This is a genomic window from Ensifer sesbaniae, from assembly GCF_013283665.1.
GTDB lineage: Bacteria > Pseudomonadota > Alphaproteobacteria > Rhizobiales > Rhizobiaceae > Ensifer > Ensifer sesbaniae.
Window position 1 is genome coordinate 1,873,018 of record NZ_JABEKU010000002.1, and the last position, 24,667, is coordinate 1,897,684.

A 24,667-nucleotide genomic window follows, 5' to 3' on the forward strand; every position below is an offset into this window, starting at 1 on the left:
AGGTAATGAACATGATCGAAAAGCGCATTCACGTCGTCTTCAAGACTCATCTCGACATCGGCTTCACCGATCACGCCGAAAAGATCCGTCAGCAGTACCACGAGCGCTTCATTCCGCAGGCGATCGAAACCGGGGCGCATTTCTACAACGAGAATCCGCACGAACCGCAATTCATATGGACGACCGGTGCCTGGCTGATCTGGGACCACCTGCATTCGCGTTCGAAGGAAGAGGTCGCGCGGTTGGAACAGGCGATCGAGCGCGGTCTGATCCGCTGGCATGCGCTGCCCTTCACGACCCATACGGAGCTGATGTCGCCGGAGCTTTTCCACGCCGGGCTCTCCTATGCCCAGGAGCTCGACCGCCGCTTCGGTTTGACGACGACCGCCGCCAAGATGACCGACGTGCCCGGCCATACACTCGGCATGGTGCCGCTGCTTGCGGAAGCGGGCGTACGCTTCCTGCATATCGGCGTGAACTCGGCTTCGCCGCCGCCGGAAATTCCCGATGTCTTCCGCTGGCGGGCGCCGGGCGGCGAGGAAATCGTCGTCATGTACCAGCGCTCCTATGGCGAGACCTATTTCCCGCAAGGCCTTTCCGACGGTCTGAGCTTTGCCCACACGAGCGACAATATCGGCCCGCAGAGCGTGTCGCAGACGGCCGAGGCGTACCGCGATATTCTGAAGCACGAGCCCGGCGCCACCGTGCGTGCCGCGACGCTTGAGGATTATGGTGCGCTGATGTGGGACGCGCGCGCGCGTTTTCCGGTCGTGGAGAAGGAACTCGGCGATAGCTGGATCCATGGCAGCGGCACGGACCCGGAAAAGATAGCCCGCTATCTCGCGTTGCAGCGGCTCTATGGTCGCTTCACGGAAGAGCAGATGACGGCGAGCCGTCAGGCTTTCGGGCGCAAGCTGACGCTGGTCGTCGAACACACCTGCGGCGTCGATATCAAATCCTTCCTGCGCGACGAAAAGGCCTGGGCGCGCCCTGCCTTCGAGGCGGCACGAGGGGCCGATCCGCGCTTTCAGTACACGGAGGCTTCGTGGCGGGAGCAGCGCGCCTATCTCGACCAGGCGGTGGCGGAACTGGAGGTCGAGGATGCGGCCCGCGCCGAGGCAGCCCTTGCCGATCTCACGGTTGCGCCGCGACCCGTGCCCACCGGTGCCGCAACGCGGCTTGAGGTCGGCGGATGGAGCATCGATCTCGATCCGGGGACGGGCGACGTCGCCGCGCTGACTGCACCCGACGGCCGAAAGGTCCGCGGCGCCAATGGATCGCTGATGGCCTACCGCTATGAAAGCTATGATGCCGGCGATGTCCGCCGGCACATGGATAGCTATCTGACTCATTGGATGGACTGGGCTGTGCTCGATCATGACAAGCCCGGACTTGCTCACGTCACCGAGGCCCGCTCGCAAGCCTATCGACCGGAGCTTCGAGGCACGACGGCCACATCGATCGTCGCAGCGATGCCGGCCGAGGCGGTAGAGCAATGCGGTGCCCCGGCTGATATTGCGCTGGAGTTTTCCGCGACCTCAACCGGCCTCGACGTCCGGCTGACACTTTACGGCAAGAATGCCAACCGTATGCCGGAGGCGAGCTTCCTGTCTTTCACGCCCGAGGGGCGCTCTGCCTGGACCGTGCGCAAAATGGGCCTCTGGCACGACACCGACAATTTTGCCCGCGCCGGTGGCGCCCAATTGCAGGCGGTCACGGCCGTGCGGGGGCGGCCGGAATCGGGCGTGGAGTTGATGGTCGAGAACCTCGACACGCCGTTGGTCGCGCCTCAGGCATGGCCGTTCATGGCCTTTTGCAAGGGCCTGCCCGACTATTCCGCCGGCGTCCGCTTCAACATCCACAACAACAAGTGGGGCACCAACTTCCCGATGTGGTGGGGCGGCGATTTCACCACACGCTTCAAGCTCAGTTTTGTCGACGGGTAATTGGCGCAAGGCCCGCGATTGCGCGCATTCCGAGTGCGGGGCTACGCCATCGATGATAGGATGCCCTGGCGGCCGAACCATGGGAGGTCGGAATGCGTCGCCCTGTCATCGCCCTCGTCGTCGGAGGGCTATCCATCACAAGCGCGATCGCGGGAGAGCTGGCGGTCTTCCATGCGGAACATTTCAGCGACGACACGGTCGTTAGCCTTGCACTTGCCGGCAACCGCGCGGCACTGCTGCCCGGGTACGACTACGATGTGCTGATCTCGATCTCCTCCCGGCGGGTTGTCGATGGGAGCGTGTACAATGATCCCGGAAAGCACCGTGCGCTGGTGAAGTGCAGCGAGCCGGCGAAAGTCTCCGTCCGGGGCGTCGACTATCCGGTGCTGGCGTCGGCGCCGGTTGATTGGAAAGCCGATCTCTGGAGAGCTGTTTGTATGGTGCCTGTCTTGTAAGGCGAGGTTACGGCGGCGGACAGGCCGCCGGCGTGGCGGGGCAGATACCAGACATCGACAGGCAGTCTGCGTCCGGGAAGCGTGACGTCCTTCTGCGCCATCCAGTTGGCTGGCGGGACCGGAGTCATGAGGCGCGTCATCAGCGCAGCCGATATCGCCAGCGGTGCATCAAGCGATTTGGTCAAGCTTTCCAGGCGCTGGGCGACATTGACCGCGTCGCCAATGACGGTGAATTCGCTGTGGCAACCGCTGTCCAGCACGCCGCCGACCACCTTGCCGTAATGCAGGCCGATGCCGGCATCGAGGGCGGGGTGGCCGTTGAGGGCGTTGTGATTTTTCCAGTCGGTCAGGGCGTCGACGAGATCGAGGGCGCAGGCCATTGCCCGATCTGCATCGTCGTCCATGGGCCTCGGCTGACCGAAGACCGCCATCACGCCGTCACCAATGAATTTGTCGACGGTGCCGCCATGCTCGAAAATCGTCTGCGAGACGAGCTGGCGATACTCAGCCAGCACAAAGGCGAGTTCCGGAGCAGGTGCGGTCTCGGCGAATCGAGTGAAATCGCGCAGATCAACGAACATGATTGCCGCATTCCGGCGTTCCAGACGAAGAGCGCCTCCACGCTCCTGCAGTCCCGAGACCACAAGCGGCGAGAAGAAGCGGGAGAGATTGAGGCGCCGCTGGTCAGCCTTGAGGGCCTCCTTGCGCGTCCGGTCGTGATCCGGCGCGAGAAGATAGATGGCGAAGGCGGTGAAACCGAAACTGACGGTCAGGCCGAGATCCTGATTGAAGAACGAGCGAGCAGCGGGAACACCCCCGCGGTAGGATGTCTTGCGGCCGTAATTGCCAGCATCGCACCCAGGACGTGAGCACGATGCCGCAGAAAATAAGGACGAGCCGTCTTTCCAGCTTGAGGCCGACATGGACGAGCAGGATGAACGCCACGACCAGGCTCGTCGTCGTCAGATTGTGGTTTTCGTTGACCGGCCCGGCGAGGATGTGTGCGTAAAGGAGCAGCGCGACCAACAGGGCGTCAAGGACGACGAACGCCGTCTTCAGCCACGAGCGCCCGGGCAGATAGCGCGCCATTGCCACCGAAGCGACGCTGATGACCAGATAGCTGACGACCACGATCGAATGCACTCGTTCGGCACCCTCGTTGCCGCCGAGCAGCAGGTTTGCCAAAAGGATCGCAAAGGCGACCAAGCGAAGAAAGATCGAGCGTATCTCGCGGGCAAAATCCCATTGGGGGTGTAGTGAGGACGTCATGTTTGTCGGCCCTGAGGTTTGAATATCTTGCCCGTGCCCGCGGACGACCACCGGCTAAAAGCTGTCACCAAAAGTTGCCAACTATCAGCCTTGCTACCGTTCGATTCGCGTCGAATGTGTGGCGAGGCCAAAAGGTCCACTGAGGGTGGGTCGGTCTGGTTTAGCGTTTCCAACGATGGCAAGGTCAAGCGTTGGCGGGATCGAAGGAAATGAACGGGTGGCCTCGTCTGCGGCGCGTATCGCCAGGCACTTCCTCTTTGCCCCCGGCATCTACGTAGAATGACGTATGTGCAGTGCAGCGTGACTGTCCGATGATCCCTCAAGCAACGGCTAAAAAACTCGAAAGCCGCGCTGCTCCAGAACGAGAGGGGTTCCATCAGATGACTATCAGGGCAAGCGTCACCGGCGCATTCCTCGCAGCCGTCCTGTCGACGACGGCATTCAACGGCGCCTTTGCCGCCGATGACACGATCAAGGTCGGCATCCTGCATTCGCTCTCCGGCACCATGGCGATCTCCGAGACGACGCTGAAAGATGCCATGCTGATGCTGATCGACGAGCAGAACAAGAAGGGCGGCCTGCTCGGCAAGAAGCTCGAAGCCGTCGTCGTCGACCCGGCGTCCGACTGGCCGCTCTTTGCCGAAAAGGCGCGCGAGCTGATCTCGGTCGACAAGGTTTCGGCCGTCTTCGGTTGCTGGACCTCGGTGTCGCGCAAGTCGGTTCTGCCGGTCTTCGAGGAGCTCAACTCGATCCTCTTCTATCCCGTCCAGTACGAAGGCGAGGAAAGCCAGCGAAACGTCTTCTACACCGGGGCCGCGCCGAATCAGCAGGCAATCCCGGCCGTCGACTATCTGATGGAAAACGAAAGCGTCGAGCGCTGGGTGCTCGCCGGTACCGACTACGTCTATCCGCGCACGACCAATAAGATCCTCGAGGCCTATCTGATTTCCAAGGGCGTGAAACCTGAAGACATCATGATCAACTACACGCCTTTCGGCCATTCCGACTGGCAGACGATCGTTTCCGACATCAAGAAGTTCGGTTCGGCCGGCAAGAAGACGGCAGTCGTCTCGACCATCAACGGCGACGCCAACGTGCCCTTCTACAAGGAACTGGCGAACCAGGGCGTCAAGGCCGAAGACATTCCGGTCGTCGCCTTCTCGGTCGGCGAAGAGGAACTCGCCGGCCTCGATACAGGCCCGCTCGTCGGGCATCTCGCGGCCTGGAACTATTTCCAGTCGGTCGATACGCCGACCAATGCTGAGTTCATCAAGACCTGGAAGGCCTATACCAAGAACGACAAGCGCGTGACCAACGACCCGATGGAGGCGCACTATATCGGCTTCAACATGTGGCTGAAGGCCGTGGAGAAGGCCGGCACGACCGATACGGATGCCGTGCTCGACGCGATGATCGGCATCTCGGTGCCGAACCTTTCCGGCGGCTATTCGACGATGATGCCGAACCACCACATCACCAAGCCGGTGCTGATCGGCGAGATCCAGGGCGATGGCCAGTTCGAGACCGTATGGGAAACGCCCGGCCTCGTCGTCGGCGACGAATGGTCCGACTATCTGCCCGACTCGAAGGACCTGATCTCCGATTGGCGCGCGCCGATGTCCTGCGGCAACTTCAACGTCGCCACCGGCAAATGCGGCGGCAAAGGCTCCTGATTTCATCACGTAGTCATAGACCGGGCGGGCAGTCCGCCCGGCCAATCCTTGCATGACGAAATCCGGGGGCGAGCATCCCTTCGTCCGGTGATGCGGCCGGGCGGAGGGATCTTAACGCGAAAACCTCGACCGAAGCGCCCGTCGCCCACGCGACGCGCAAGACCCGAGCGAGAGGGCAATGTACCGAATTCTGCAGATCCTGTTTGTTGCGCTCTGCCTGTTGATTTCGACCCATGTGGTAGGCTCCCGTGCGGCGGACGACCTTGGCGCGCTGGTCGACCAGCTCGGCGTCGCGAAACTCTCGGATATGGACGAGCGAATCTCGTCGCTCGCCAAGACAGGCGACGCCAAGGTCATTCCCGTGCTCGAGGCGCTGGGCGAGGGAGAACTCTACCAGCGCAAGTCCGACGGCAAGGTCTTCCTCGTCAAAGTGCAAGGCGCGGACCTGCTGCTGATTGATCCAGTGACGGGAATGGAAGCTGGGCAAGCGCCGAAGGCGGCCATGCAGAAGGTCAAAGTCAACAATGCCGTGCGTCGCGCCGTGCGCAGCGCGCTTGGCGGCTTGACCCTTTTCAGCGATGACACGAGCGCGCGGCTGAAGGCGGCGCAATCCATGCTGCAGACGCCGAACGCCGATGCGCTCGACGCGATCGAGGCCGCGATTGCGACCGAAAAGGATGCAACTGTTCGCAAGGTTCTCGACGAGGCACGCGCCGTCACGCTTCTTCTGTCAGAGCGAAGCGACGAGGAAAAGCGTCAGGCGATAACACTCCTCGCCAAGGGCAATGGACGCACCGGGCTTGCCGTTCTGACATCCGCACTCGCAAATGCCGATGCTGCGCTCAAACTCGACATCGAAGCGGCAATTGCCCGCATCGAACAGACCCAGGCGTTCTGGAACGCCGGCCAGAACGTCTGGTACGCCCTGTCGCTCGGCTCGGTCCTGTTGCTGGCGGCGATCGGGCTTGCCATCACTTTCGGCGTCATGGGCATCATCAACATGGCCCATGGCGAGATGGTCATGCTCGGCGCCTATACGACCTTCCTCGTGCAGGAGGTCATACGCAACTCTTATCCCGGTCTTTTCGACTGGTCGCTGGCGATCGCGCTGCCGCTCGCCTTTCTGGTGACCGGCACCGTCGGCCTTGCGATCGAACGCGGCGTCATCCGCTTTCTCTACGGTCGCCCGCTCGAGACGCTGCTTGCCACCTGGGGAATTTCGCTGATCCTGCAGCAGGCGGTGCGCTCGATCTTCGGGCCTACGAACCGCGAAGTCGGCAACCCATCCTGGATGGCTGGTGCCTTCGATCTTGGCGGGCTGACGATCACCTGGAACCGGCTGTGGATCATCGTCTTCGCGCTGACGGTTTTCGCGGCACTTCTGTTCCTGCTCAAGAAAACGCCGATGGGCCTGCGCATGCGGGCCGTCACGCAGAACCGGCGCATGGCGTCCTCCATGGGCATCCGCACGCCCTTCGTCGACGCACTCACCTTCGCGCTTGGTTCCGGCATCGCCGGCATGGCGGGAGTGGCGCTTTCGCAGATCGACAATGTCTCGCCCAATCTCGGCCAAGGCTACATCATCGACAGCTTCATGGTCGTCGTCTTCGGCGGTGTCGGCAATCTCTGGGGCACGCTCGTCGGCGCCTTCTCGCTTGGCATCCTCAACAAGTTTCTGGAACCCTATGCCGGCGCCGTGCTTGGAAAGATCCTCGTCCTGGTTCTGATCATCCTCTTCATCCAGAAGAAACCGCGCGGCCTCTTCGCGCTCAAGGGAAGGGCGGTCGAAGCATGATCACCTCGTTTCTGATGAAATCGCTCGATCGCAGCATCCTCATTGTCGTGGCGATCCTCCTCGGCCTTGCGCTCCTCGTTCCAGCGCTCAACCTTTTGACCGCGCCCAACCATCCGTTGCACGTGCCGACCTACCTGGTGTCGCTGTTCGGCAAGTATCTCACCTATGCGCTGCTGGCACTGGCGCTGGATCTCGTCTGGGGCTTCTGCGGCATCCTTTCGCTGGGGCATGCTGCCTTCTTCGCGCTCGGCGGCTATGCCATGGGTATGTATCTCATGCGCCAGATCGGTGCGCGCGGCTCCTATGGCAATCCGCTGCTGCCGGATTTCATGGTGTTCCTCAACTGGAAGGAACTGCCCTGGTTCTGGTACGGCTTCGACATGTTCTGGTTCGCCGCGCTGATGGTCGTGCTGGTGCCGGGTGTGCTTGCTTTTGTCTTTGGCTGGTTCGCCTTCCGCTCGCGCGTCAACGGCGTCTATCTCTCGATCATCACTCAGGCGATGACCTATGCGCTGTTGCTCGCCTTCTTCCGCAACGACATGGGCTTCGGCGGCAACAACGGGCTGACCGACTTCAAGGACATTCTCGGCTTCAACATCCAGGCGGATGGCACGCGCGCCGTGCTCTTTGCCGCCTCGGCGCTGATGCTGGCGCTCTGCCTTATTCTCACCGCTGCGATCGTGCGCTCGAAATACGGCAAGGTGCTCGTGGCGGTGCGCGACGCCGAGAGCCGGACACGCTTCCTCGGCTATCGGGTTGAACACATCAAACTCTTCGCCTTCACCGTCTCGGCGATGATGGCCGGCATCGCCGGCGCGCTTTACGTGCCGCAGGTCGGCATCATCAACCCCGGCGAGTTCGAGCCCGGCAATTCGATCGAGGTGGTGATCTGGACGGCGGTTGGCGGGCGCGGCACGCTGGTCGGCCCGATCGTCGGCGCCATCCTCGTCAACGGGGGGAAGAGCATCTTTACGGCGGCATTTCCGGAGTTCTGGCTCTTTGCGCTCGGCGGTCTCTTCGTGCTCGTTACCCTGTTCCTGCCGAAGGGTGTCGTCGGTACGGCCGGCGCCTATTTCGCTCGCCGTCGCGCTGAACGAAAGGCGCGCGCGAACGAAGCGCCGGACAATCTGGCGATTGAACCCATGGCGGCGGAGTAAGCGACATGAACCAGACCATCGGCCAGAGCAAGCCGACGAGCATTCTCTATCTCGACGGCGTCTCCGTCTCCTTCGACGGCTTCAAGGCGCTGAACGGGCTCTCCTTCGTCATCGAGCCCGGCGAACTTCGGGCGATCATCGGTCCGAACGGTGCCGGCAAGACGACGATGATGGACATCATCACCGGCAAGACCCGGCCTGACGAGGGGCAGGTCTTCTTCAAGGGCGAGATCGACCTGACGAAGAAGGACGAGGCGGAGATTGCATCGCTCGGCATCGGCCGTAAGTTCCAGAAGCCGACCGTCTTCGAAAGCCATACGGTGTGGGACAATCTCGAACTTGCTCTCAACCGGAATCGGGGGGTATTTCCAACGCTCTTCTATCGTCTGACGGCCGAGGACATGATCCGCATCGAGGAAATCCTTACGACCATCCGGCTCGCGACCCGCCGCGATGATCTCGCCGCCAACCTTTCGCACGGCCAGAAGCAATGGCTGGAGATCGGCATGCTGCTCGCTCAGGAGCCGGAACTGCTGCTGGTCGACGAACCGGTCGCTGGCATGACCGATGCGGAGACGGCCGAGACTGCCGTTCTGCTCAAGGAGATCGCCAAGACCCGATCCGTCGTCGTTGTTGAGCACGACATGGGTTTTATCCGCGAATTGGGGGTCAAGGTTACCTGTCTTGCCGAAGGAACGGTGTTGGCGGAAGGCTCGATCGACTTCGTCAGCAGTGATCCGAAGGTGATCGAGAACTATCTCGGGCGCTGACTTTCGATGCCGGAATTGTTTGAGGAGGGCGCGTCATGCTGAGCGTCGAGAACGTCAATCTTCACTACGGTGCCGCACAGGCGCTGCGCAATGTGTCGATCAACGCCGAGATGGGCAGGATCACCTGCGTGCTCGGGCGCAACGGTGTCGGCAAGTCGAGCCTGCTTCGCGCCGTCACCGGCCAGCATCCGGTCAGCGCCGGTGCGATCGGCTTCAACGGCGTGGCACTCGCGGGCATGGCACCTTACCGTCGCGCCAAGGAAGGCATCGGCTACGTGCCGCAGGGCCGTGAGATATTTCCATTGCTGACGGTCAAGGAAAACCTCGAAACAGGTTACGCGCCGTTGAAGCGCGCAGATCGCTCCATACCGGAGGACGTCTTCAATCTCTTCCCGGTTCTTCGCTCGATGCTCGGGCGTCGCGGCGGGGATCTCTCCGGTGGCCAGCAACAACAGCTGGCGATCGGCCGGGCGCTGGTCACGCGCCCGAAGATCCTGGTGCTCGACGAGCCGACCGAGGGCATCCAGCCGTCGATCATCAAGGATATCGGCCGGGCAATCCGCTACCTCCGGGACTCGACCGGCATGGCAATCCTGCTTGTCGAACAATATCTCGACTTTTGCCGGGAACTTGCCGATCACGTTTATATCATGGACCGCGGCGCCGTGGTTCACGAGGGGCCGCCCGAGACGCTGGACACGGCAGAAGCGCGGCGTCATCTCACGGTGTAATCGCTTTCGTTGATATCGGTGACGGCGGTCTCGACGCGCTGGCGGTTCAAGTGCGGCGCTACTCGTTCCCTCTTCGTTCCGATAGAGGCTGCAAATTTCGCCTTCTGGCGATTGCTTGCCTGCGGAATAAGCTTGCACGCCAGCGGTCTTCCCGGTGAAATTCTCGCCTTGCCATGAAAGCGCCAACAAAGCGCACTAAATCTATGCAGTAACTTACGTAATTTCTTGAGAATGGTGCGGTTTGGGTGTAGCACATCCTAAGCGAAAGAGTGCGGCCGTCACAACCCATTGCCTCCGGCGGATGCCCGAGGAAAGGACTTGTGGCGGCCTTCTTGTTCACGAAAGCGAAGTCACATGTTGACCAAAAAAGGAAAATACGGGCTCAAGGCCCTTGTCGACCTGGCTCAACTGGAGCCCGGAGAGACCGCCTTCATCACCGAGATCGCGACGCGGAACAATATTCCGAAGAAGTTCTTGGACGCGATCCTGCTCGAATTGCGCAATGCCGGCATCCTTCGTTCGAAGAAGGGTCCAGGCGGGGGCTACTCGCTGTCCCGACCCGCCTCCGACATTCGCATCGGCCAGGTGATCCGCACGCTGGACGGGCCGCTCGCGCCGATCCGCTGTGCCAGCCGCACCGCCTTCGAAGCCTGCGACGATTGCACCGATCCGGTGAACTGTCATGTGCGCAAGTCGATGAGCGATGTCCGCGACGCGATCGCCTCGATCCTCGACAACATGACGCTGGAGCAGTTTGCAGCCAACGACAATGCCTCTGAGATCGTGGGGCTGCGCGATGCGGAGGCCGGCTGAAGCGGTCAACGGCCGGTAGGACATTTCCAGTGGCCGCATCCGTGTGGAATCACGTTGCTGTTATTGTCTATAGAATAATTGTATTATTCTGCCTCAGCCAAGGAGAGGCGGATGAGCAACGTACATTTCCTCAGAGAACAAACACCGGCCAGCAGTAGCAACGCACAAGATGAAAAGCGGCGGGAGCTGTTTGTCCGCGCCGAGGCACTATCGCAGGATTTCGCTCGCCGAGGCGCCGAGCTCGATCGCGTCGGCGCACCGCCGCGTGAAGAGATCGAGGCACTCCGCCAGGCCGGCCTTTTGACCACGCTGCATTCGCCGGAGGTTGGCGGTGCGGGCTTGAGCTGGGTAGACGGGCTTCGGCTGGTGCGCATCATCGCGCGTGGCGAAAGCTCGATCGGCCAATTGCTTGGCTATCACTACGTCAACAGCCAGTATGTCTACTGGGCCGCTGCCGATCCCAAACAGGCCTGGGTGCTTGGGGCGGAGACCGTCGAGCGGCAGCTCTATTGGGGAGCCGCGGTCAACCCGCGCGATCCGAGCCTGACATTGGAGCGGCGTGGTGGCCATTATGTGCTGAACGGCCGCAAGACCTTTTCGACCGGCGCCCATGTCTCCGACCGCATCAACGTCAACGCTGCGATCGACGGCAAGATCGCCAACTTTGTCGTGCCGACCGATCGGCCGGGTTATGTCGCCAACGATGATTGGGACAATATCGGCCAGCGCCTGTCGGACAGCGGCAGTGTCGAGTTCCGCGATTTTCCCGTCTACGAGCGCGATTTCATCTTGCCGCTGGCCGATCCCTCCGATCCGCCCCCGGTGCAGGCAACATTCAACACGCCGCTGATCCAGCTCGTCTTCGTGAATTTCTACCTTGGCACGGCCGAAGGCGCGCTTGCCGCGGCCCTCGACTATGTGCGTAGCACGACGCGCCCCTGGATCACATCTGGCGTCGAACGCGCCAGCGATGATCCCTATATTCTCGAACGGATTGGCGAATTGCAGGCAAATCTGAAGGCGTCGATCGCCTTGGCCGATGCGGCGGCCGCCCTCGTCGAAGCGGCGCTGTCGCAGGGCCGCTCGGTGACGGCCGAGGCGCGTGGCCAAGCCGCGATCGAGGTCTACGCGGCCAAGGTTCACTCGACCCATGTCTCGCTCGACGTGACGACGAAGGTCTTCGAGTTGATGGGCGCGCGGGCCACGGCGGGGTACTATCGCTTCGATCGCTACTGGCGCAATGTCCGCACCCACACGCTGCATGACCCGGTCGCCTACAAGGCCCGCGAGGTTGGCGACTTCGCGCTGAACGGGCGGATACCGCCGGTCAGTCTCTATAGCTGAACCTACCCACCGGCACGATTAGCTTTGCCTGCAAGAAAAACGCCGCCTGGACCAAGTCCCGGCGGCGTCTCTACGATAGCCTTGCCCTTAAGCCGAAGCTGCGATCGCTGTTCTCGTTGCCCCAAGATCCCGATAGCCGGCGCCCGGATGCGGCGCCACCAGCCTTGGCCCGCCACCGAAGAGCTTTTCCCTGAGTGTGCCCTGGCGATAATCGGTCTTGTAGACGCCGCGCTTCTGCAGTTCCGGCACGAGCAGATCGACCGTATCCTCGAAAGTTTCGGGCGTCACCGCATAGGCGAGGTTGAAGCCGTCGACGTCGGTGTCCTCGACCCATTCCTGCATGAGGTCGGCAACCGTCGCCGGTGAGCCGACGAAGACGGGGCCGAAGCCGCCGATGCCCACCCAGTCGGCCATTTCGCGAACGGTCCAGACCCGGTCCGGATCGATGGTCGTGAAGGTTTCGACGGCGGATTGCACCGCATTGGTGTAGCGATGGCGCAAGGGTTCGTTCTGAGCGAACTGGCCGAAATCGATGCCCGTCCAGCCGGAGATCAGCGCCAAAGCGCCTTCGTAGGAAACGTGCTTGCGGTACTCGTCGAACTTCTTCTTCGCCTCGGCATCGGTTTCGCCGAGGATCACCGTCTGCAGATTGAAGGCGAGGATTTCGCGCGGGTTTCGGCCGGCGCGCTCTGCCGCCTCGCGAACATTGGCGACATAGCGTTTCAGCACCGCCTTCGACGGTGCCGCGACGAAGATGCATTCGGCGTGTGCCCCGGCGAAGTCTTTGCCTTTGCTCGAAGAGCCCGCCTGGTAGAGCACCGGCGTGCGCTGCGGCGATGGCTCGCTCAAATGGATGCCCGGAACCGTGAAATGACGCCCGCGATGGTTGATCGGATGCACCTTTTCGGGATGGGTGAAGATGCCGGTCGCGCGGTCGCGCGCCACCGCTCCGTCTTCCCAACTCCCCTCCCAGAGCTTGTAGCAGACCTCGAGATATTCCTCGGCTAGATCATACCGGTCGTCATGGCGCGTCTGCTGCGCCTGGCCAATGTTGAGTGCGCCGCTGTTCAGGTAGGAGGTGACGATGTTCCAGCCGATGCGCCCTTTGGTCAGATGGTCGAGCGTCGAGATGCGGCGGGCGAAGGTGTAAGGGTGTTCGAAGGAGAGCGACGCCGTCAGGCCGAAGCCCAGATGTTCCGTCTCATAGGCCATCGTCGGCACCAGCTGTAAGGGGTCGTTGACCGGGATCTGGGCGGAATGCCGAAGCGCCGCCTCGGCATTGCCGTTCAGCACATCATAAACGCCGAGCACGTCGGCGATGAACAGCCCGTCGAATTTGCCGCGCTCGAGCGTCTTCGCCAGATGGACCCAATAGTCGAGATCCTTGTAGCGCCAGGACTGGTCTCGCGGGTGGGTCCACAACCCTGGCGACTGATGGCCGACGCAGTTCATGTCAAAGGCATTCAGCCGGATTTCGCGACTCATGGAGCTCTCCTTCGGGCAAGGTTTGGGCATTGCCCGAAGTGCCGATCACGCCTCGGGCCGCCTGTGCGCTATCGATGGGATCAAAGCGCGCCGTTCTTCGGCGGCTTGACGCCGTTCAGGTGATAGTTGCCGACGACGTGATGCTTCCAGCGCACCGGGTCGTGCAGCGTGTGGGTGCGGGCGTTGCGCCAATGCCGGTCGAGGTTGAGCCCGATCCTCGTCGAGGCGGTTCCCGACAGTTCGAAGAGCGTATTGCTCGCTTCCAAAGCGATCTCGGTGGTCAGAACCTTCGCCGCGGCAACGGCAAGCGTTGCCTCGACGACGCTTTCCTCGGTGCCGTTGATCTGCGCGACATCGACCTTCTTGCCCGCCCGTTCGACGGTGGCTGTCGCCGCCGCCAGGCGGATGGCGAGCTGGCCGATGCGGGCGATCGTGAGGGGATCATCCGCTGCGCGCTCGACGCCGCTGTCCATCCAGGGCCGCGCATGGTTGCGTACGAACTCGAGGGTTTCGGCAAAGGCCGCCCGGGCGATGCCGAGGTCGATGCCGGCGTGGATGATCTGGCCGACGGAGCCGATCGTCGTCGGTCGCTCGAAGCCGCGGTGGTGGCGCACCACCGCATCGGCGGTGACATGGACATCTTGCAGCACGGTCGTGCCGCTGCCGGTCGTGCGCTGTCCGAAGCCATCCCAGTCGTCGATGATCTGTAAGCCTTCCGCACCGCGCGGCACGAAGGCCATGGTCAGCTTTTCATTCGGATCGAGTGCGAAGACGACGATCCATTCGGCAAACAGCACGCCGGTCGAATAATACTTGCGGCCGTTCAGTCGGAAGCCGAGGCCATCGGGCGTCAGCCGCGTCGCATAGTCGCCGACGGTTTTCGTGCCGCGCTCGGAAAGGGCGTTGCCGAAGCGGTCGCCGGCCAGCGCCCGGCCGAAGAAGAAGGCCTTTTGTTCCTCCGTCCCGTCGGTGCGCAGCGCTTCCAGGATGTAGAAATGGTTCTGCGGGATCTGACCGATCGAGGAATCTGCCTCCGAGAGGATGGCGGTGATCTCCGCCAGAACCGCATTGGAAACGTCGATGCCGTCATATTCCGGCGGCACGGTGATCGCGAGCAGGCCGGATTGAGCCAGCGCATCGAGTTCGTCGAAGGGCAGGATGCGATCCGTATCCCGCTCATTGGCGCTCTTGGCGAATTCCGCAGCCAAGTCCCGGGCGATCGACAGCGCTTCCTCCTCGCTCTCGATCCGGTGCGCCGGGGCTCGTGTCTTCTCTGAAAGCCGCGAGATCGTTCCCATGTGACTGCTCCCTATCGATTGAGGTGCATATCAGTGAATTATCTGGCAAGACCGAGTAAGATAGTATATTCTATAGAAATTATCGATTTGAGATTTTCGTTTCTGCCGCGATGGCGACCGGTGTTTACCTTCGGGGCTGGATCGTTAATATCGAGTCGGGGGGAGACCATGAGACGATACCTAGGTCGAGGCACGCGGCGTTCATGCGTGCCGGCTTTCCGCCAAAAATGTCTGCGGCACAGGGAACCATCGCCCGATTTGCGCATTGCGTCATCGCCCGCAGTTTGACCAGTCGCGTGGCCACAGAATATCGGCCACCTGACACGAACACAAATACATGCTGACAGAATTGGCCATTCGCGTTTCCCGGCCTTGAACACTGAAGGAGACACAAATGACGAATTTCCTGCCTGCTCTACACGAAGGGCACGCCCCCATCACGCTGCAGAACCTGTTTCGCGATGCTCTGGAGGCCTATGACGACTGGGGCGCGGGTATGCCCGAGCCGCTCGTTGCGTTCGAAGGTAAGCTGCTTCCGATCAGCGAGGTCTTCGAATGGATGAAACCTTGCACCGACATCATGCCGGCGAACCTCATCGGCATTGTCACGGATCGGCTGAACAAACCCTGGAGCGGTGAAGGTCCGCTCGATGAAATGACGGTGTCGACCGCGGCGAGGGTCATGTCTGTCTTGACCAGACGCCAGTTGCGCAACTTCGGCAGCGGATCGATCGAGGTCTTTGCCGAGCGTTTCAATCATCCGGTGCGTGCCAACGCCTGACGAAACGCTTTTCGAGGAGCGCGTTCGCGCGCTCCTCAAGTTGAAGCGTCCGTTCGATTTTACCGCATTCAACCCACCCTCTTCCTTGAAGGAGCGCCCCGTAAACACGGGAAAAGGTGTAGCTCGAGGGGCGAAGCGGCGTGAATTTTCGACAGTTGGAAGTGTTGCGCACGCTCCTGGCGACCGGATCGACGATCGCGGCCGCCAAGACCATGGGGCTCAGCCAGTCCGGCGTCAGCCGGCTCCTGCAGCAGCTCGAGGAAGACCTGTCTCTGACGCTGTTTGCTCGCGACAAGGGCCGGTTGATACCGACACCCGAGGCGATGAAACTTGCCGAGGATGCCGAGCACATCCTCTTGGGTATCGACCGCTTCACCAACCTGGCGCAAGATCTGCGCAGCGGCGCCGTCGGTCCCGAGGTCGTGCGCATCGGTCTGCCGAACAGCATGTCCGAAACCTTTGCTCCGGCGATGCTTTCCGACTACGCCAAGGATTTTCCCGGCGTGCGGATCGAGACCTTCTTCGATACGACCGTGGCCATCGCCCGTCTGGTTGAACAGCGCATCATCGACTTCGGCTTCCTGCGCTATGAGGGGCAACTGAGCGCCGGCATCGAGATGCAGCCGGTCGCAACCGGGGTCAGCGTCTGCGTGATGGAAAAGGGACATGCCCTTTCGGCACACAATACCCTCACGCCCAAGGAACTGCGCGGCGTGCCATTGATCCTGATTGGCCGCCGCCGGCCGACACGGGTCATGCTCGACGAGATCTTCCGCAAGGCGGGCGTGCCGCAGAAGGTCAAGATCGAGACCCACAGCAACAGTTCGGCATGCGCCTATGCGGCCTATGGCCTTGGCGTTGCCATCATCAGCAGCTTCTTCGCCAACTTGCATCGCCATCTGCCGATCGAGATCCGACCATTCTCGCCGCACCTGACCCAGGATTTCGGCGTTGCGACTGCGTCCGGTGTTCCCTTGTCGCTCGCGGCTCAGGCGCTCATCGACTGCCTGAAGCGACAGGTCGCCACCGTTCACGAGCTGTGAGCGTTTGGGCTGATCGACCCGCCCGCGGCGAATAATACTTTGCTTTAGCTATTGTATTTGGCACATCGAACGACCCGATGGTGCTCGCCTGGCTGATCGATAGGCCTTTTAACTTCGACATTTTCGGCTGAAATTGTTGAGGGAAATCAGTAAGCGGAAACGCGTTTGTGCACTTTGGCACGATTGTCATAGGGGTCAGCATTACACTTCCGCTTTCGTCAGAAAGACACTCGACAGAACGGCTTTTACTTTATCCATCGTGTCGGAAACGCCGATGTCCGCGAGATCACGTTTGGACTGTCTTCCACCGTTTCAAGGAACTGTTTCAGATGCTCCCGCGCCAGCTCAGGGATTTCGAAGCGGTCGTCATCAGACAGCAATTGGGAGAGCCGTAGAATGTCGCCTTCGTGCTTTTTTATGTTTTTGGAGTCGACCTGTTCACCGCGCTCGCGCCGTGCTCGCAAATCGACCCAAGCGCGATCTGGGGCCATGCGGAACTGAGCTTTCATGAAGAGAAGTCGGCTGCCGCCCAGATCGCCATGCTGGAGAAGCACGGGTTTCGCGTGGCGCGCGGGCTCGCCGAAATAGCCACCGCCTTTGTCGGCGAGATCGGCGACGGTGGCCCGGTGATCGCCTTCCTTGGCGAGTTCGATGCGCTGGCCGGCTTGAGCCAGGTTGCCGGCGTCTCCGAACCGCAGGCGGCGGTCGAGGGCGGTACGGGCCATGGCTGCGGCCACAATCTGCTCGGCACCGGCTCGATGCTTGCCGCCGTCGCGCTTGCCCGCTACCTCAAAGAGAACAGGCTGCCGGGCACGATACGCTATTACGGCTGCCCCGGCGAGGAGGGTGGTTCCGGCAAGACCTTCATGGCGCGCGCCGGCGTCTTTGCCGATGTCGATACGGCGCTGACCTGGCACCCGGCGCCCTTCAACGGTGTCCGCTCGACCAACAATCTCGCCGTTCTCGAAATCTATTATCGCTTCAAGGGCGTCTCGGCGCATGCGTCGAATAGCGCGCATCTCGGCCGCAGCGCGCTCGACGCGTTGGAACTGATGAATGTCGGCGTCAATTTCCTGCGCGAGCACATGCCGCAGGATTGCCGCGTGCACTATGCGATCACCGATGCCGGCGGCAAGGCGGCAAACGTCGTCCAGGCGCGCGCCGAGGCGCTCTATCTCGTTCGCGCGCCGCAGATGCCCGAGGCGCTGGCCCTCGCTGCTCGCATTGATAAGATCGCCAAGGGCGCCGCCATGATGACCGAGACCGAGGTCGAGATCGTCTTCGAGCGGGCAGCCACGAACCTCCTGCCCAACATCGCCTTGGAAACGGCGATCCACCAGAACATGGTGACGCTCGGCCCGGTTCCCTTCGACGAGACCGACATCGCATTTGCCAAGGAAATCCAGAAGACGCTGACGCCGGAGGCGATCTCGAGCAGCATCCGGCTTTACCAGATCAAGGGCGACGTCTTCGCTACAGCCGTCTCGACGGCTCGACCGGCATGCATCTCGGTCTCCGGGATTTCGAGGGGCAGTCGCATTTCCGCGCCGGCTCGACCGATGTCGGCGATGTGAGCTGGATCACCCCGACGGCACAGTGCTGGGCGCCCGCCTGGGCGATCGGAACCGCGCCGCATACCTCGCAGGTCGTCGCACAGGGCAAGAGCCCGGCCGCGCACAAGGCCTTCGCCCATGCGGCTAAATCATTGGCGGCGACGGGTCTCGATCTGATCCTTGATGCCGACCTGCTGGCGCGCGCAAAGGCGGAGTGGCGTGAAAAAACCAAGGATAAACCCTATCAGTGTCCGATACCGTCTCACATCGGCCCCAAGCTCTGAAGGCCGATTTGACGGCTTTATCGAACGCTCGCGCCGCCGTCGCGGGCATTTTTCTTTGCGAGATTGGCATCTTCGGCCTGCCGTTCGTCGTTGCCTCCGATCGTGGTCCAAGCCTTGACGCGAATCATAGGCTCGGGCATGTCTGTTACGGACTTTTTCGAATAAGTGCTGAATGGCCGTATTTGAATGGAATCTCTGTTAATGCTCTCCGGCCGCGTCGGGCCGTCAGGTGCATGCAAGGAGTATGGCGGAATGAATATGACGGCAACCCAGGCAAGGCAGGACGCGGATCACTCCCAGGCGCGCCGTCCGGCAGACGAAGCGATCGCCGCGGATGCGCGCGCCCTTTCCGAACAGCTGAAGGCAATGCGTGAGCGGCTTTTCCCGCCGACCGCGATGAAGACGCTACGAAGCTTCACCTCCGGCGAGGCGGCCAAGCTGATCGGCGTCTCCGACGGCTATCTGCGCCAGCTCTCGCTTGCCGGAGAAGGGCCACAGCCGGACACGGGGCTCGGTGGTCGCCGTTCCTATTCGCTCACCGACATCAATGCGCTGCGCCGTCATCTGGCCGAACAGGCGCTGGCCAAGGGTAATGCCGCCAAGGCCCGCAGCTACCTGAAATGGCGCGATGCGGAGGCGGGCGAGCATCTTCAGGTCATCTCGGTCACCAACTTCAAGGGCGGATCCGGCAAGACCACCTCGTCGGTGCATATCGCCCAATATCTGGCCATGACCGGCCATAGGGTGCTGGCCGTCGATCTCGACCCGCAGGCGTCGTTGTCGGCGCTTTTCGGCTACCAACCGGAGCTCGACCTCACCGGCAACGACACGCTCTACGGCGCGATCCGCTACGACGCCGAAGCGCGGCCACTGAAGGACATCATTCGCAAGACCTATTTCGATGGTCTCGACCTCGTGCCCGGCAACCTCGAACTTCAGGAATTCGAGCACACGACGCCGCAGGCACTGAGCGCCCGCCACAATGGCAGCGACGCCGGCCCGCTGTTCTTCGCCCGCGTGCAGACCGCACTCGCCAGCGTCGCCGACGACTACGACGTCGTCATCATCGACTGCCCGCCGCAACTCGGCTACTTGACGCTCTCGGCGCTCTGCGCTTCGACATCCGTCATCGTCACCGTGCATCCGCAGATGCTCGACGTCGCCTCGATGAACCAGTTCCTCTATATGACGTCGGATCTCCTCAGCGTCGTGCGTGAGGCCGGCGGCGAGCTGAATTTCGATTTCCTGCGTTATCTCGTCACCCGCTTCGAACCGAATGACGGGCCGCAGGCGCAGATTGTCGGCTTCATGCGCTCGCTCTTCGGCGACCGTGTTTTGACATCGGCCATGGTGAAATCCACCGCGGTCTCCGATGCGGGCCTGACGAAACAGACGCTATACGAGGTGGGGCGCGAGAATTTCACGCGCGCCACCTACGACCGCGCGGTCGAATCGCTGAACGCCGTCAACGGCGAGATAGAAGCACTCATTCATGCGGCATGGGGGCGCTGATCGACATGGCTGGTAACCGCAAGAACGAACTGCGCGCCCTTTTCTCCGGCAACGTGCCGGCATCGGTCCCGGCCGCACCGGCTGACGAAACGCAGCCCGCCGCTGTAACGAACGCGCAGCCAGCCAAGCCATTGGCGGCCAAGGCGCCGCTCGCCGAAGTGCCGCGGGCAGCCTCTGGCGCGATCAAGGCCATGGGCCTTTCACTCGGCACCATCACCCGCGAAGCGGAAGAGGCGCGCGCGCTCCGTGAAGCCTTGCACCAGGGCGAGCGCGTGGTCGAACTCGATCCGGACCTGATCGATGCCTCCTTCATCGAGGACCGGCTGACCGACGGTGAGACCGATGATCCGGATTTCCTGGCGCTCGCCGACAGCATTCGCGACAGCGGCCAGCAATCGCCGATCCTGGTGCGACCGCATCCGGAGAAGCAGGGGCGCTACCAGACGGCCTATGGCCACCGGCGCCTCAACGCCGTCCGTAGCCTCGGCATCAAGGTCAAGGCGATTGTCCGGCCGCTGACCGACGACGAACTGGTGCTCGCCCAGGGCAAGGAGAACGCCGAGCGGCGCAATCTCTCCTTCATCGAGCGGGCGATGTTTGCTTCCGCGCTCGCCGACCGCGGCTTTGACCGCAAGGTGATCGGCGAGGCGCTTGCCGTGCAGAAGAGCGAGCTATCGCGTCTGATCCAGGTGGCCGAAGGCGTGCCGCCGGTGATCGCGCGCGCCATCGGCCCGGCGCCCAAGGTCGGCCGCGAGCGCTGGATGGCGTTTGGCGCGCTGCTCGAAGACGAGGCTGCGGTGCAGGTCGCGCAGGAGGAAAGCCGCTCACGCCGCTTCCTCGAAGCCGAAAGCGATCATCGCTTCCAGATTCTCTTCACCCGGCTGTCGCGCAAGCCGAAGTCGGAAACGGTGAAGCCGGAGACGCTGGTCGACGCCGGCGGAAGGGTCTTCGCCAAGCTCAAGCGCGACGGCAAGAACGCCCGAATCGAATTTGCGTCGGACGTCGATCCGGCTTTCATCGACGAGGTGGCCGCGCTCCTCGCCAAACACCATGCCGCCTTTGCATCCGAGCGCGAAGGCTGACGGCGGGACCTCGCTTAGGGTCGCAGTCGTGCCCCGCAACCAATTTCAGCTTAAACCATCGCGATCCCCGTCTAATCATCGGGGATACTTGAGGATGGTAGGCGAGTGATGACATGGCGATCCGCCAGCCATTCCAAGCGGCCGTCGCCATTCTTGCCGCCATCCGGCGCCGCGCCAGCACCACGAAGCACGCGCCCATGATCCAGCGCACGGCCACCGCCAACCTTCCGGAACAAGAGTTGCTCGACATCGTACGCCAAGGCTCAACGAAGCATGAACCTCCGAGTGGGAACGCTTGAGAGGGAACAGGATTCCATAACTATTTGGGACTTGACGTGTCGCGTCCCCTCTGCACGGTTCCCTCCCGTGTCCCGCCAACCGCTTCAGTTGTTCGGCTTACCCGCACTGCAATGCTGTTGGATGAATTCCGACAGGAAGGTTGAAGCGTGAACGCACCTCCGATGCACAGCGATCGCCTGCGGCACTTTCGAGAATGTCCCCTCAACAACGCGGAAACCTGAATTCTCTTCGCAGAAACGTGACAGGGACTCGGTCAAGCCCGCCGCCGCATCGCACCGGGAGGATACAAGCATGTCCAAAGCGGAGGCGGGATTTTCAGTATGGAGGACAATTGCATTTCTAACCTGTCGCTCAAGCTGCTTTGTATAGGCAGCGGTTCTGGCGGCGGCAATGCGCATCCCTTCGACATCAACATGCTCCACGCTACCTAGCGGGCTACTGTCTGACACCAGAAAGCTGGCGGTCACCGTGGTATAGGGGGGCGAGAAGGAGAACCTGTCGGCACGTGACGGATCGGAAGCAATGAACGCAACGTCCCACTCGTTGCCTTCGGCAGCCGCAAGAATGTCAGCGGCCGATCCGTATTGAACCAGCGACAAACCGCAGTCGAGTTCTGCCGCAAGTGCGATTGCGATCTGCGCGCTCGGCCCTGTTAGATCGCCTGTCACTGGATCGTGTTGGACAAGTGCGGCATTCGACATGTTGACCGCCGCTCTGATGACTCCCATCGGTGCGATTTCAGTGAGGAGTTCGTCACGTTCCGGCATCGCGGTACGCTCCTTGCGATGCAAATCGTGCCGCGAGTGCTTCCGATCCCCTTGCCAGGACAGCGACATCGACACCAACGGCAGTAAATAGTGTTCCCAGTGAGATGCACCGTGCCGCGAACTTCTCATCCGGGGTAAGAATGCCCGCAGGCATGCCCAACGCTTTCAGGCGTTCAATCGCGTCGACAATTGCATCGACCACTTCCGGGTGGCTCGGTTGGCCCCTGTGTCCGAAACTCGCTGCCAGGTCTGCCGGTCCTAGGAATACCCCATCCACGCCCTCTACCGAGGCAATCGACTCGAGGTTGCCGAGTGCTTCCCGCGTCTCAACTTGCAGCAACAGGCAAATTTCCCGTTCCGCATTTTGCGCATAGTTCGCAACTCGGCCGAAACGAGTGGCGCGCGTCAGGGCAGAAACACCACGAATTCCATCCGGAGGATATCGCACCGCCGCGACTGCGGCTTTCGCCTCTAACGCGTTTTGAACGTAGGGAATGAGCAGTGTCTGAACACCAATATCCAGGAAACGTTTGATGAGAACGGTGTCGTTGATGGCCGGGCGGACAACTGGGGAAACGTCGTATGGTGCGACCGCTTGCAATTGTGGCAGGACGGTCAGAACGTCACCTGGAGAATGTTCCGTGTCGAACAAGAGCCAGTCGAAACCTGAAGGCGCGACGATTTCCGCGGCATAGTTTCCCGGCAGGCCACACCACAGCCCGATCTGACTTTGACCAGCAAGGAGCTTCCGCTTGAACCGATTGACAGGATGTTCCATCTGGCACCTCACACGAACGACACGCCGATGGAGCCGACAGGGCCATAGTCGGCTTGAATGACATCACCCTTCGCGATGTCGACAGGACGCGTGAAGGAGCCGGCCAGGACTATTTGTCCCTTCTTCAGGCCACCGCCCACAGCATGAAGTTTGTTGACCAGCCACGCGATGCCGGCTGCCGGATGTCCCATGATCGCCGCCGACACGCCCGACTCCTCGATAATGCCGTTCTTGGAAAGAGTTGCTCCGACCCAACGGATATCAATGTCCATCGGGCGAATTATACGGCCGCCAACGACGAGGGCGCCGAAAGCCGCGTTGTCGGCAATGGTATCGGTGATCGCTCGAGGGACTTCGGTCCGGTAGTCGATAATCTCGAGCGCCGGGACAACGAACTCGGTCGCACGCATGACGTCATAGATCTTGGTGCCGGGCCCGACGAGATCCTCACCCATAACAAAGGCCAGCTCAACCTCGAGGCGCGGCTTGATAAAAAAGTCAGCCCTGATCTGCGCTCCGTCGTTGTAAAGCGCATCGTCAAGAATGCAGCCGTAGTCCGGCTCCGTCATCTTCGAAGCCATCTGCATTGCGCGTGACGTCAGGCCAATCTTATGCCCGACGATCCGTGCGCCCTTGGCTACCCTCGCCTCCGCCCACAAGGCCTGGATCCGGTAGGCGTCCTCGAGTTCGAGGTTCGGGTAGGTCTCGCTAGGCTGTATGATCGGCTTGCGCTCGATTTCAGCTTTGAGCAGCGCGTCTGCCGCGGCCCGGCGTTCTTCTTCGGTAATCATATCGTTTGCTCGGCTGATCGTGATTTATTTGATTGGGGGACGCGGCAAAACGGCTTCGCCGGGTTCCATGACATAGGTGTAGTCGAGCGAGAACCACGGACCGGGAATATCTGCTTCGGTCGGATGGGGCTCCTCATGACGAATGAAGTCGCCGGTCAGCGCTGCCGTGACCCCGAACTGAACATCGGAGTCGATGTTCGGGTCGCTAGGGTCGAAGACCTGGGAAATCAGCGTCTTGTATCCATGCTTGAAGATCAGTGCGTGCAGGTGCGCTGGTCGGTACGGATGTCGTCCCTGAGCTTTGAGCAGGCGTCCGACCACGCCATCGACCGGTATCGGATACCCGACCATCTTGACGGTCCTGAACCAGAACCGACCTTGCTCGTCGGTCGTGAATTTGCCGCGCAAGTTCATCTCGGCCTGGTCCGGGTCCTGGTTTTCATAAAGACCGACGGGAGATGCATGCCACACATCCACTTCGGCGCCGGCAATTGGCTTGCCGTCGCGGTCAACGACTCTGGCATGCACGAACAAGGGCGTGCCCGGCGTCTCGGATCGGATGATCGACCCGCCATTTTCGACTCGCGGAGAGTTGAGGCGCCAGAATGGGCCCAACAGCGACTGGGAGGTCTCAGTCTGTCCCCTGTCGCCATTGTTCAACAGGCAAACAAGTGAAGACACGCCAAGAGAACCGGCCATCAGCACAAACTCGTTGTGGTGGTCAGTATGCAGCTTCCCGATCTCATTCAGTATGGCTGTCGCCTCCCGAAACTCGACCTCCGTCAGTCGAACCTCGCGCACGAAGGCATGAAGATGCGTGACCATCGCCACGAGGATTTCCCGCAGGCGGGGTTCTTCAGTGCGATTCATCACAGCGAGGACGGCTGGCGTCAGATCGCTTTCAGTTTTGATCACCATATGGCTACCTCCCGATTTCTCCGACTACCAGAATAATCGATTATCTGTCAAGTCTGCGGGACATTCGTTCGACAGCAATAAGCCGAGAGAAGAAAGACAGTGATGTGAAGTGCTTTGATTTA

The 24,667-nt window shown here is 61.5% G+C and carries 20 protein-coding genes and 2 pseudogenes; 15 read left to right on the plus strand and 7 right to left on the minus strand.

The features are described 5' to 3' along the window. The first annotated feature begins 11 nt into the window (after positions 1–11). A complete protein-coding gene (locus BHMPCIPO_RS26455) occupies positions 12–1,946 on the plus strand; it encodes a DUF5054 domain-containing protein (protein ID WP_173519701.1) in 1,935 nt (644 codons plus the stop codon). A 92-nt stretch (positions 1,947–2,038) separates the two neighbouring features. Then, complete coding sequence (locus BHMPCIPO_RS26460; RefSeq protein ID WP_173519702.1) at positions 2,039–2,401, plus strand: hypothetical protein; 363 nt, start codon at positions 2,039–2,041, stop codon at positions 2,399–2,401. Here the strand turns inward: BHMPCIPO_RS26460 and BHMPCIPO_RS26465 are convergent. Further along, positions 2,323–3,670 (minus strand): annotated as a pseudogene (locus tag BHMPCIPO_RS26465) (adenylate/guanylate cyclase domain-containing protein). The gene BHMPCIPO_RS26460 and the pseudogene BHMPCIPO_RS26465 sit on opposite strands and share 79 nt — an antisense overlap. Positions 3,671–4,050: 380 nt before the next feature. Between BHMPCIPO_RS26465 and urtA the strand changes: the two are divergent. From urtA to BHMPCIPO_RS26500, 7 genes are all read left to right on the plus strand, one after another. After that, positions 4,051–5,343: an urea ABC transporter substrate-binding protein gene (gene urtA, locus BHMPCIPO_RS26470; protein WP_173519703.1), complete on the plus strand. Its 1,293-nt coding sequence runs from the start codon at positions 4,051–4,053 to the stop codon at positions 5,341–5,343. 178 nt (positions 5,344–5,521) lie between these two features. Next, on the plus strand, positions 5,522–7,138 hold the full coding sequence (gene urtB, locus BHMPCIPO_RS26475) for an urea ABC transporter permease subunit UrtB (RefSeq protein WP_173519704.1): 1,617 nt from the start codon (positions 5,522–5,524) through the stop codon (positions 7,136–7,138). Then, on the plus strand, positions 7,135–8,295 hold the full coding sequence (gene urtC, locus BHMPCIPO_RS26480; protein WP_173519705.1) for an urea ABC transporter permease subunit UrtC: 1,161 nt from the start codon (positions 7,135–7,137) through the stop codon (positions 8,293–8,295). The genes urtB and urtC overlap by 4 nt, the downstream gene beginning before the upstream one ends. Before the next feature lie 5 nt (positions 8,296–8,300). Beyond that, entirely contained in the window at positions 8,301–9,065 is a 765-nt protein-coding gene (gene urtD / locus BHMPCIPO_RS26485) for an urea ABC transporter ATP-binding protein UrtD (protein WP_173519706.1), read from the plus strand. A 35-nt stretch (positions 9,066–9,100) separates the two neighbouring features. Continuing rightward, positions 9,101–9,796: an urea ABC transporter ATP-binding subunit UrtE gene (gene urtE / locus BHMPCIPO_RS26490; protein WP_173519707.1), complete on the plus strand. Its 696-nt coding sequence runs from the start codon at positions 9,101–9,103 to the stop codon at positions 9,794–9,796. Between the two features lie 354 nt (positions 9,797–10,150). Further along, entirely contained in the window at positions 10,151–10,609 is a 459-nt protein-coding gene (locus tag BHMPCIPO_RS26495; RefSeq protein ID WP_173519708.1) for an RrF2 family transcriptional regulator, read from the plus strand. Positions 10,610–10,720: 111 nt separating this feature from the next. Next, entirely contained in the window at positions 10,721–11,953 is a 1,233-nt protein-coding gene (locus BHMPCIPO_RS26500) for an acyl-CoA dehydrogenase family protein (protein WP_173519709.1), read from the plus strand. A gap of 87 nt (positions 11,954–12,040) precedes the next feature. On the opposite strand, the gene BHMPCIPO_RS26505 is transcribed toward BHMPCIPO_RS26500, so the two are convergent. Together BHMPCIPO_RS26505 and BHMPCIPO_RS26510 are read right to left on the minus strand one after the other, a co-directional pair. Further along, on the minus strand, positions 12,041–13,438 hold the full coding sequence (locus BHMPCIPO_RS26505; RefSeq protein WP_173519710.1) for an LLM class flavin-dependent oxidoreductase: 1,398 nt from the start codon (positions 13,436–13,438) through the stop codon (positions 12,041–12,043). An 80-nt stretch (positions 13,439–13,518) separates the two neighbouring features. Then, positions 13,519–14,736, minus strand: coding sequence for an SfnB family sulfur acquisition oxidoreductase (locus tag BHMPCIPO_RS26510; protein WP_173519711.1), 1,218 nt, complete (start codon positions 14,734–14,736; stop codon positions 13,519–13,521). A gap of 394 nt (positions 14,737–15,130) precedes the next feature. Here BHMPCIPO_RS26510 and BHMPCIPO_RS26515 point away from each other — a divergent pair, with 394 nt between their 5' ends. From BHMPCIPO_RS26515 to BHMPCIPO_RS26540, 6 genes and pseudogenes are all read left to right on the plus strand, one after another. Further along, the gene (locus BHMPCIPO_RS26515; protein WP_173519712.1) at positions 15,131–15,517 is read left to right on the plus strand and encodes a BRA0787 family protein; all 387 of its coding nucleotides are present in this window, start codon (positions 15,131–15,133) and stop codon (positions 15,515–15,517) included. Between the two features lie 140 nt (positions 15,518–15,657). After that, complete coding sequence (locus BHMPCIPO_RS26520) at positions 15,658–16,560, plus strand: LysR family transcriptional regulator (protein ID WP_173519713.1); 903 nt, start codon at positions 15,658–15,660, stop codon at positions 16,558–16,560. A gap of 434 nt (positions 16,561–16,994) precedes the next feature. Continuing rightward, positions 16,995–18,397 (plus strand): annotated as a pseudogene (locus BHMPCIPO_RS26525) (M20 family metallopeptidase). A 258-nt stretch (positions 18,398–18,655) separates the two neighbouring features. After that, entirely contained in the window at positions 18,656–19,909 is a 1,254-nt protein-coding gene (gene repA / locus BHMPCIPO_RS26530; protein ID WP_173520199.1) for a plasmid partitioning protein RepA, read from the plus strand. Positions 19,910–19,914: 5 nt separating this feature from the next. Continuing rightward, positions 19,915–20,991: a plasmid partitioning protein RepB gene (gene repB / locus BHMPCIPO_RS26535; protein ID WP_173519714.1), complete on the plus strand. Its 1,077-nt coding sequence runs from the start codon at positions 19,915–19,917 to the stop codon at positions 20,989–20,991. A 113-nt stretch (positions 20,992–21,104) separates the two neighbouring features. Further along, positions 21,105–21,290: a hypothetical protein gene (locus tag BHMPCIPO_RS26540; RefSeq protein WP_173519715.1), complete on the plus strand. Its 186-nt coding sequence runs from the start codon at positions 21,105–21,107 to the stop codon at positions 21,288–21,290. 84 nt (positions 21,291–21,374) lie between these two features. Here BHMPCIPO_RS26540 and BHMPCIPO_RS26545 read toward each other — a convergent pair whose 3' ends face one another. From BHMPCIPO_RS26545 to BHMPCIPO_RS26560, 4 genes are read right to left on the minus strand one after another with little or no spacing between them, the layout of a single operon-like run. Further along, on the minus strand, positions 21,375–22,058 hold the full coding sequence (locus BHMPCIPO_RS26545; protein ID WP_173519716.1) for a transporter substrate-binding domain-containing protein: 684 nt from the start codon (positions 22,056–22,058) through the stop codon (positions 21,375–21,377). After that, positions 22,045–22,836 carry a 4-hydroxy-2-oxoheptanedioate aldolase gene (gene hpaI / locus BHMPCIPO_RS26550; protein WP_173519717.1) on the minus strand — a complete coding sequence of 264 codons (792 nt, stop codon included), beginning with the start codon at positions 22,834–22,836 and terminating at the stop codon, positions 22,045–22,047. The genes BHMPCIPO_RS26545 and hpaI overlap by 14 nt, the downstream gene beginning before the upstream one ends. 8 nt (positions 22,837–22,844) lie before the next feature. After that, positions 22,845–23,627, minus strand: coding sequence for a fumarylacetoacetate hydrolase family protein (locus BHMPCIPO_RS26555; RefSeq protein WP_173519718.1), 783 nt, complete (start codon positions 23,625–23,627; stop codon positions 22,845–22,847). Positions 23,628–23,651: 24 nt separating this feature from the next. Beyond that, positions 23,652–24,545: an intradiol ring-cleavage dioxygenase gene (locus BHMPCIPO_RS26560; RefSeq protein WP_173519719.1), complete on the minus strand. Its 894-nt coding sequence runs from the start codon at positions 24,543–24,545 to the stop codon at positions 23,652–23,654. Positions 24,546–24,667 lie beyond the last annotated feature (122 nt).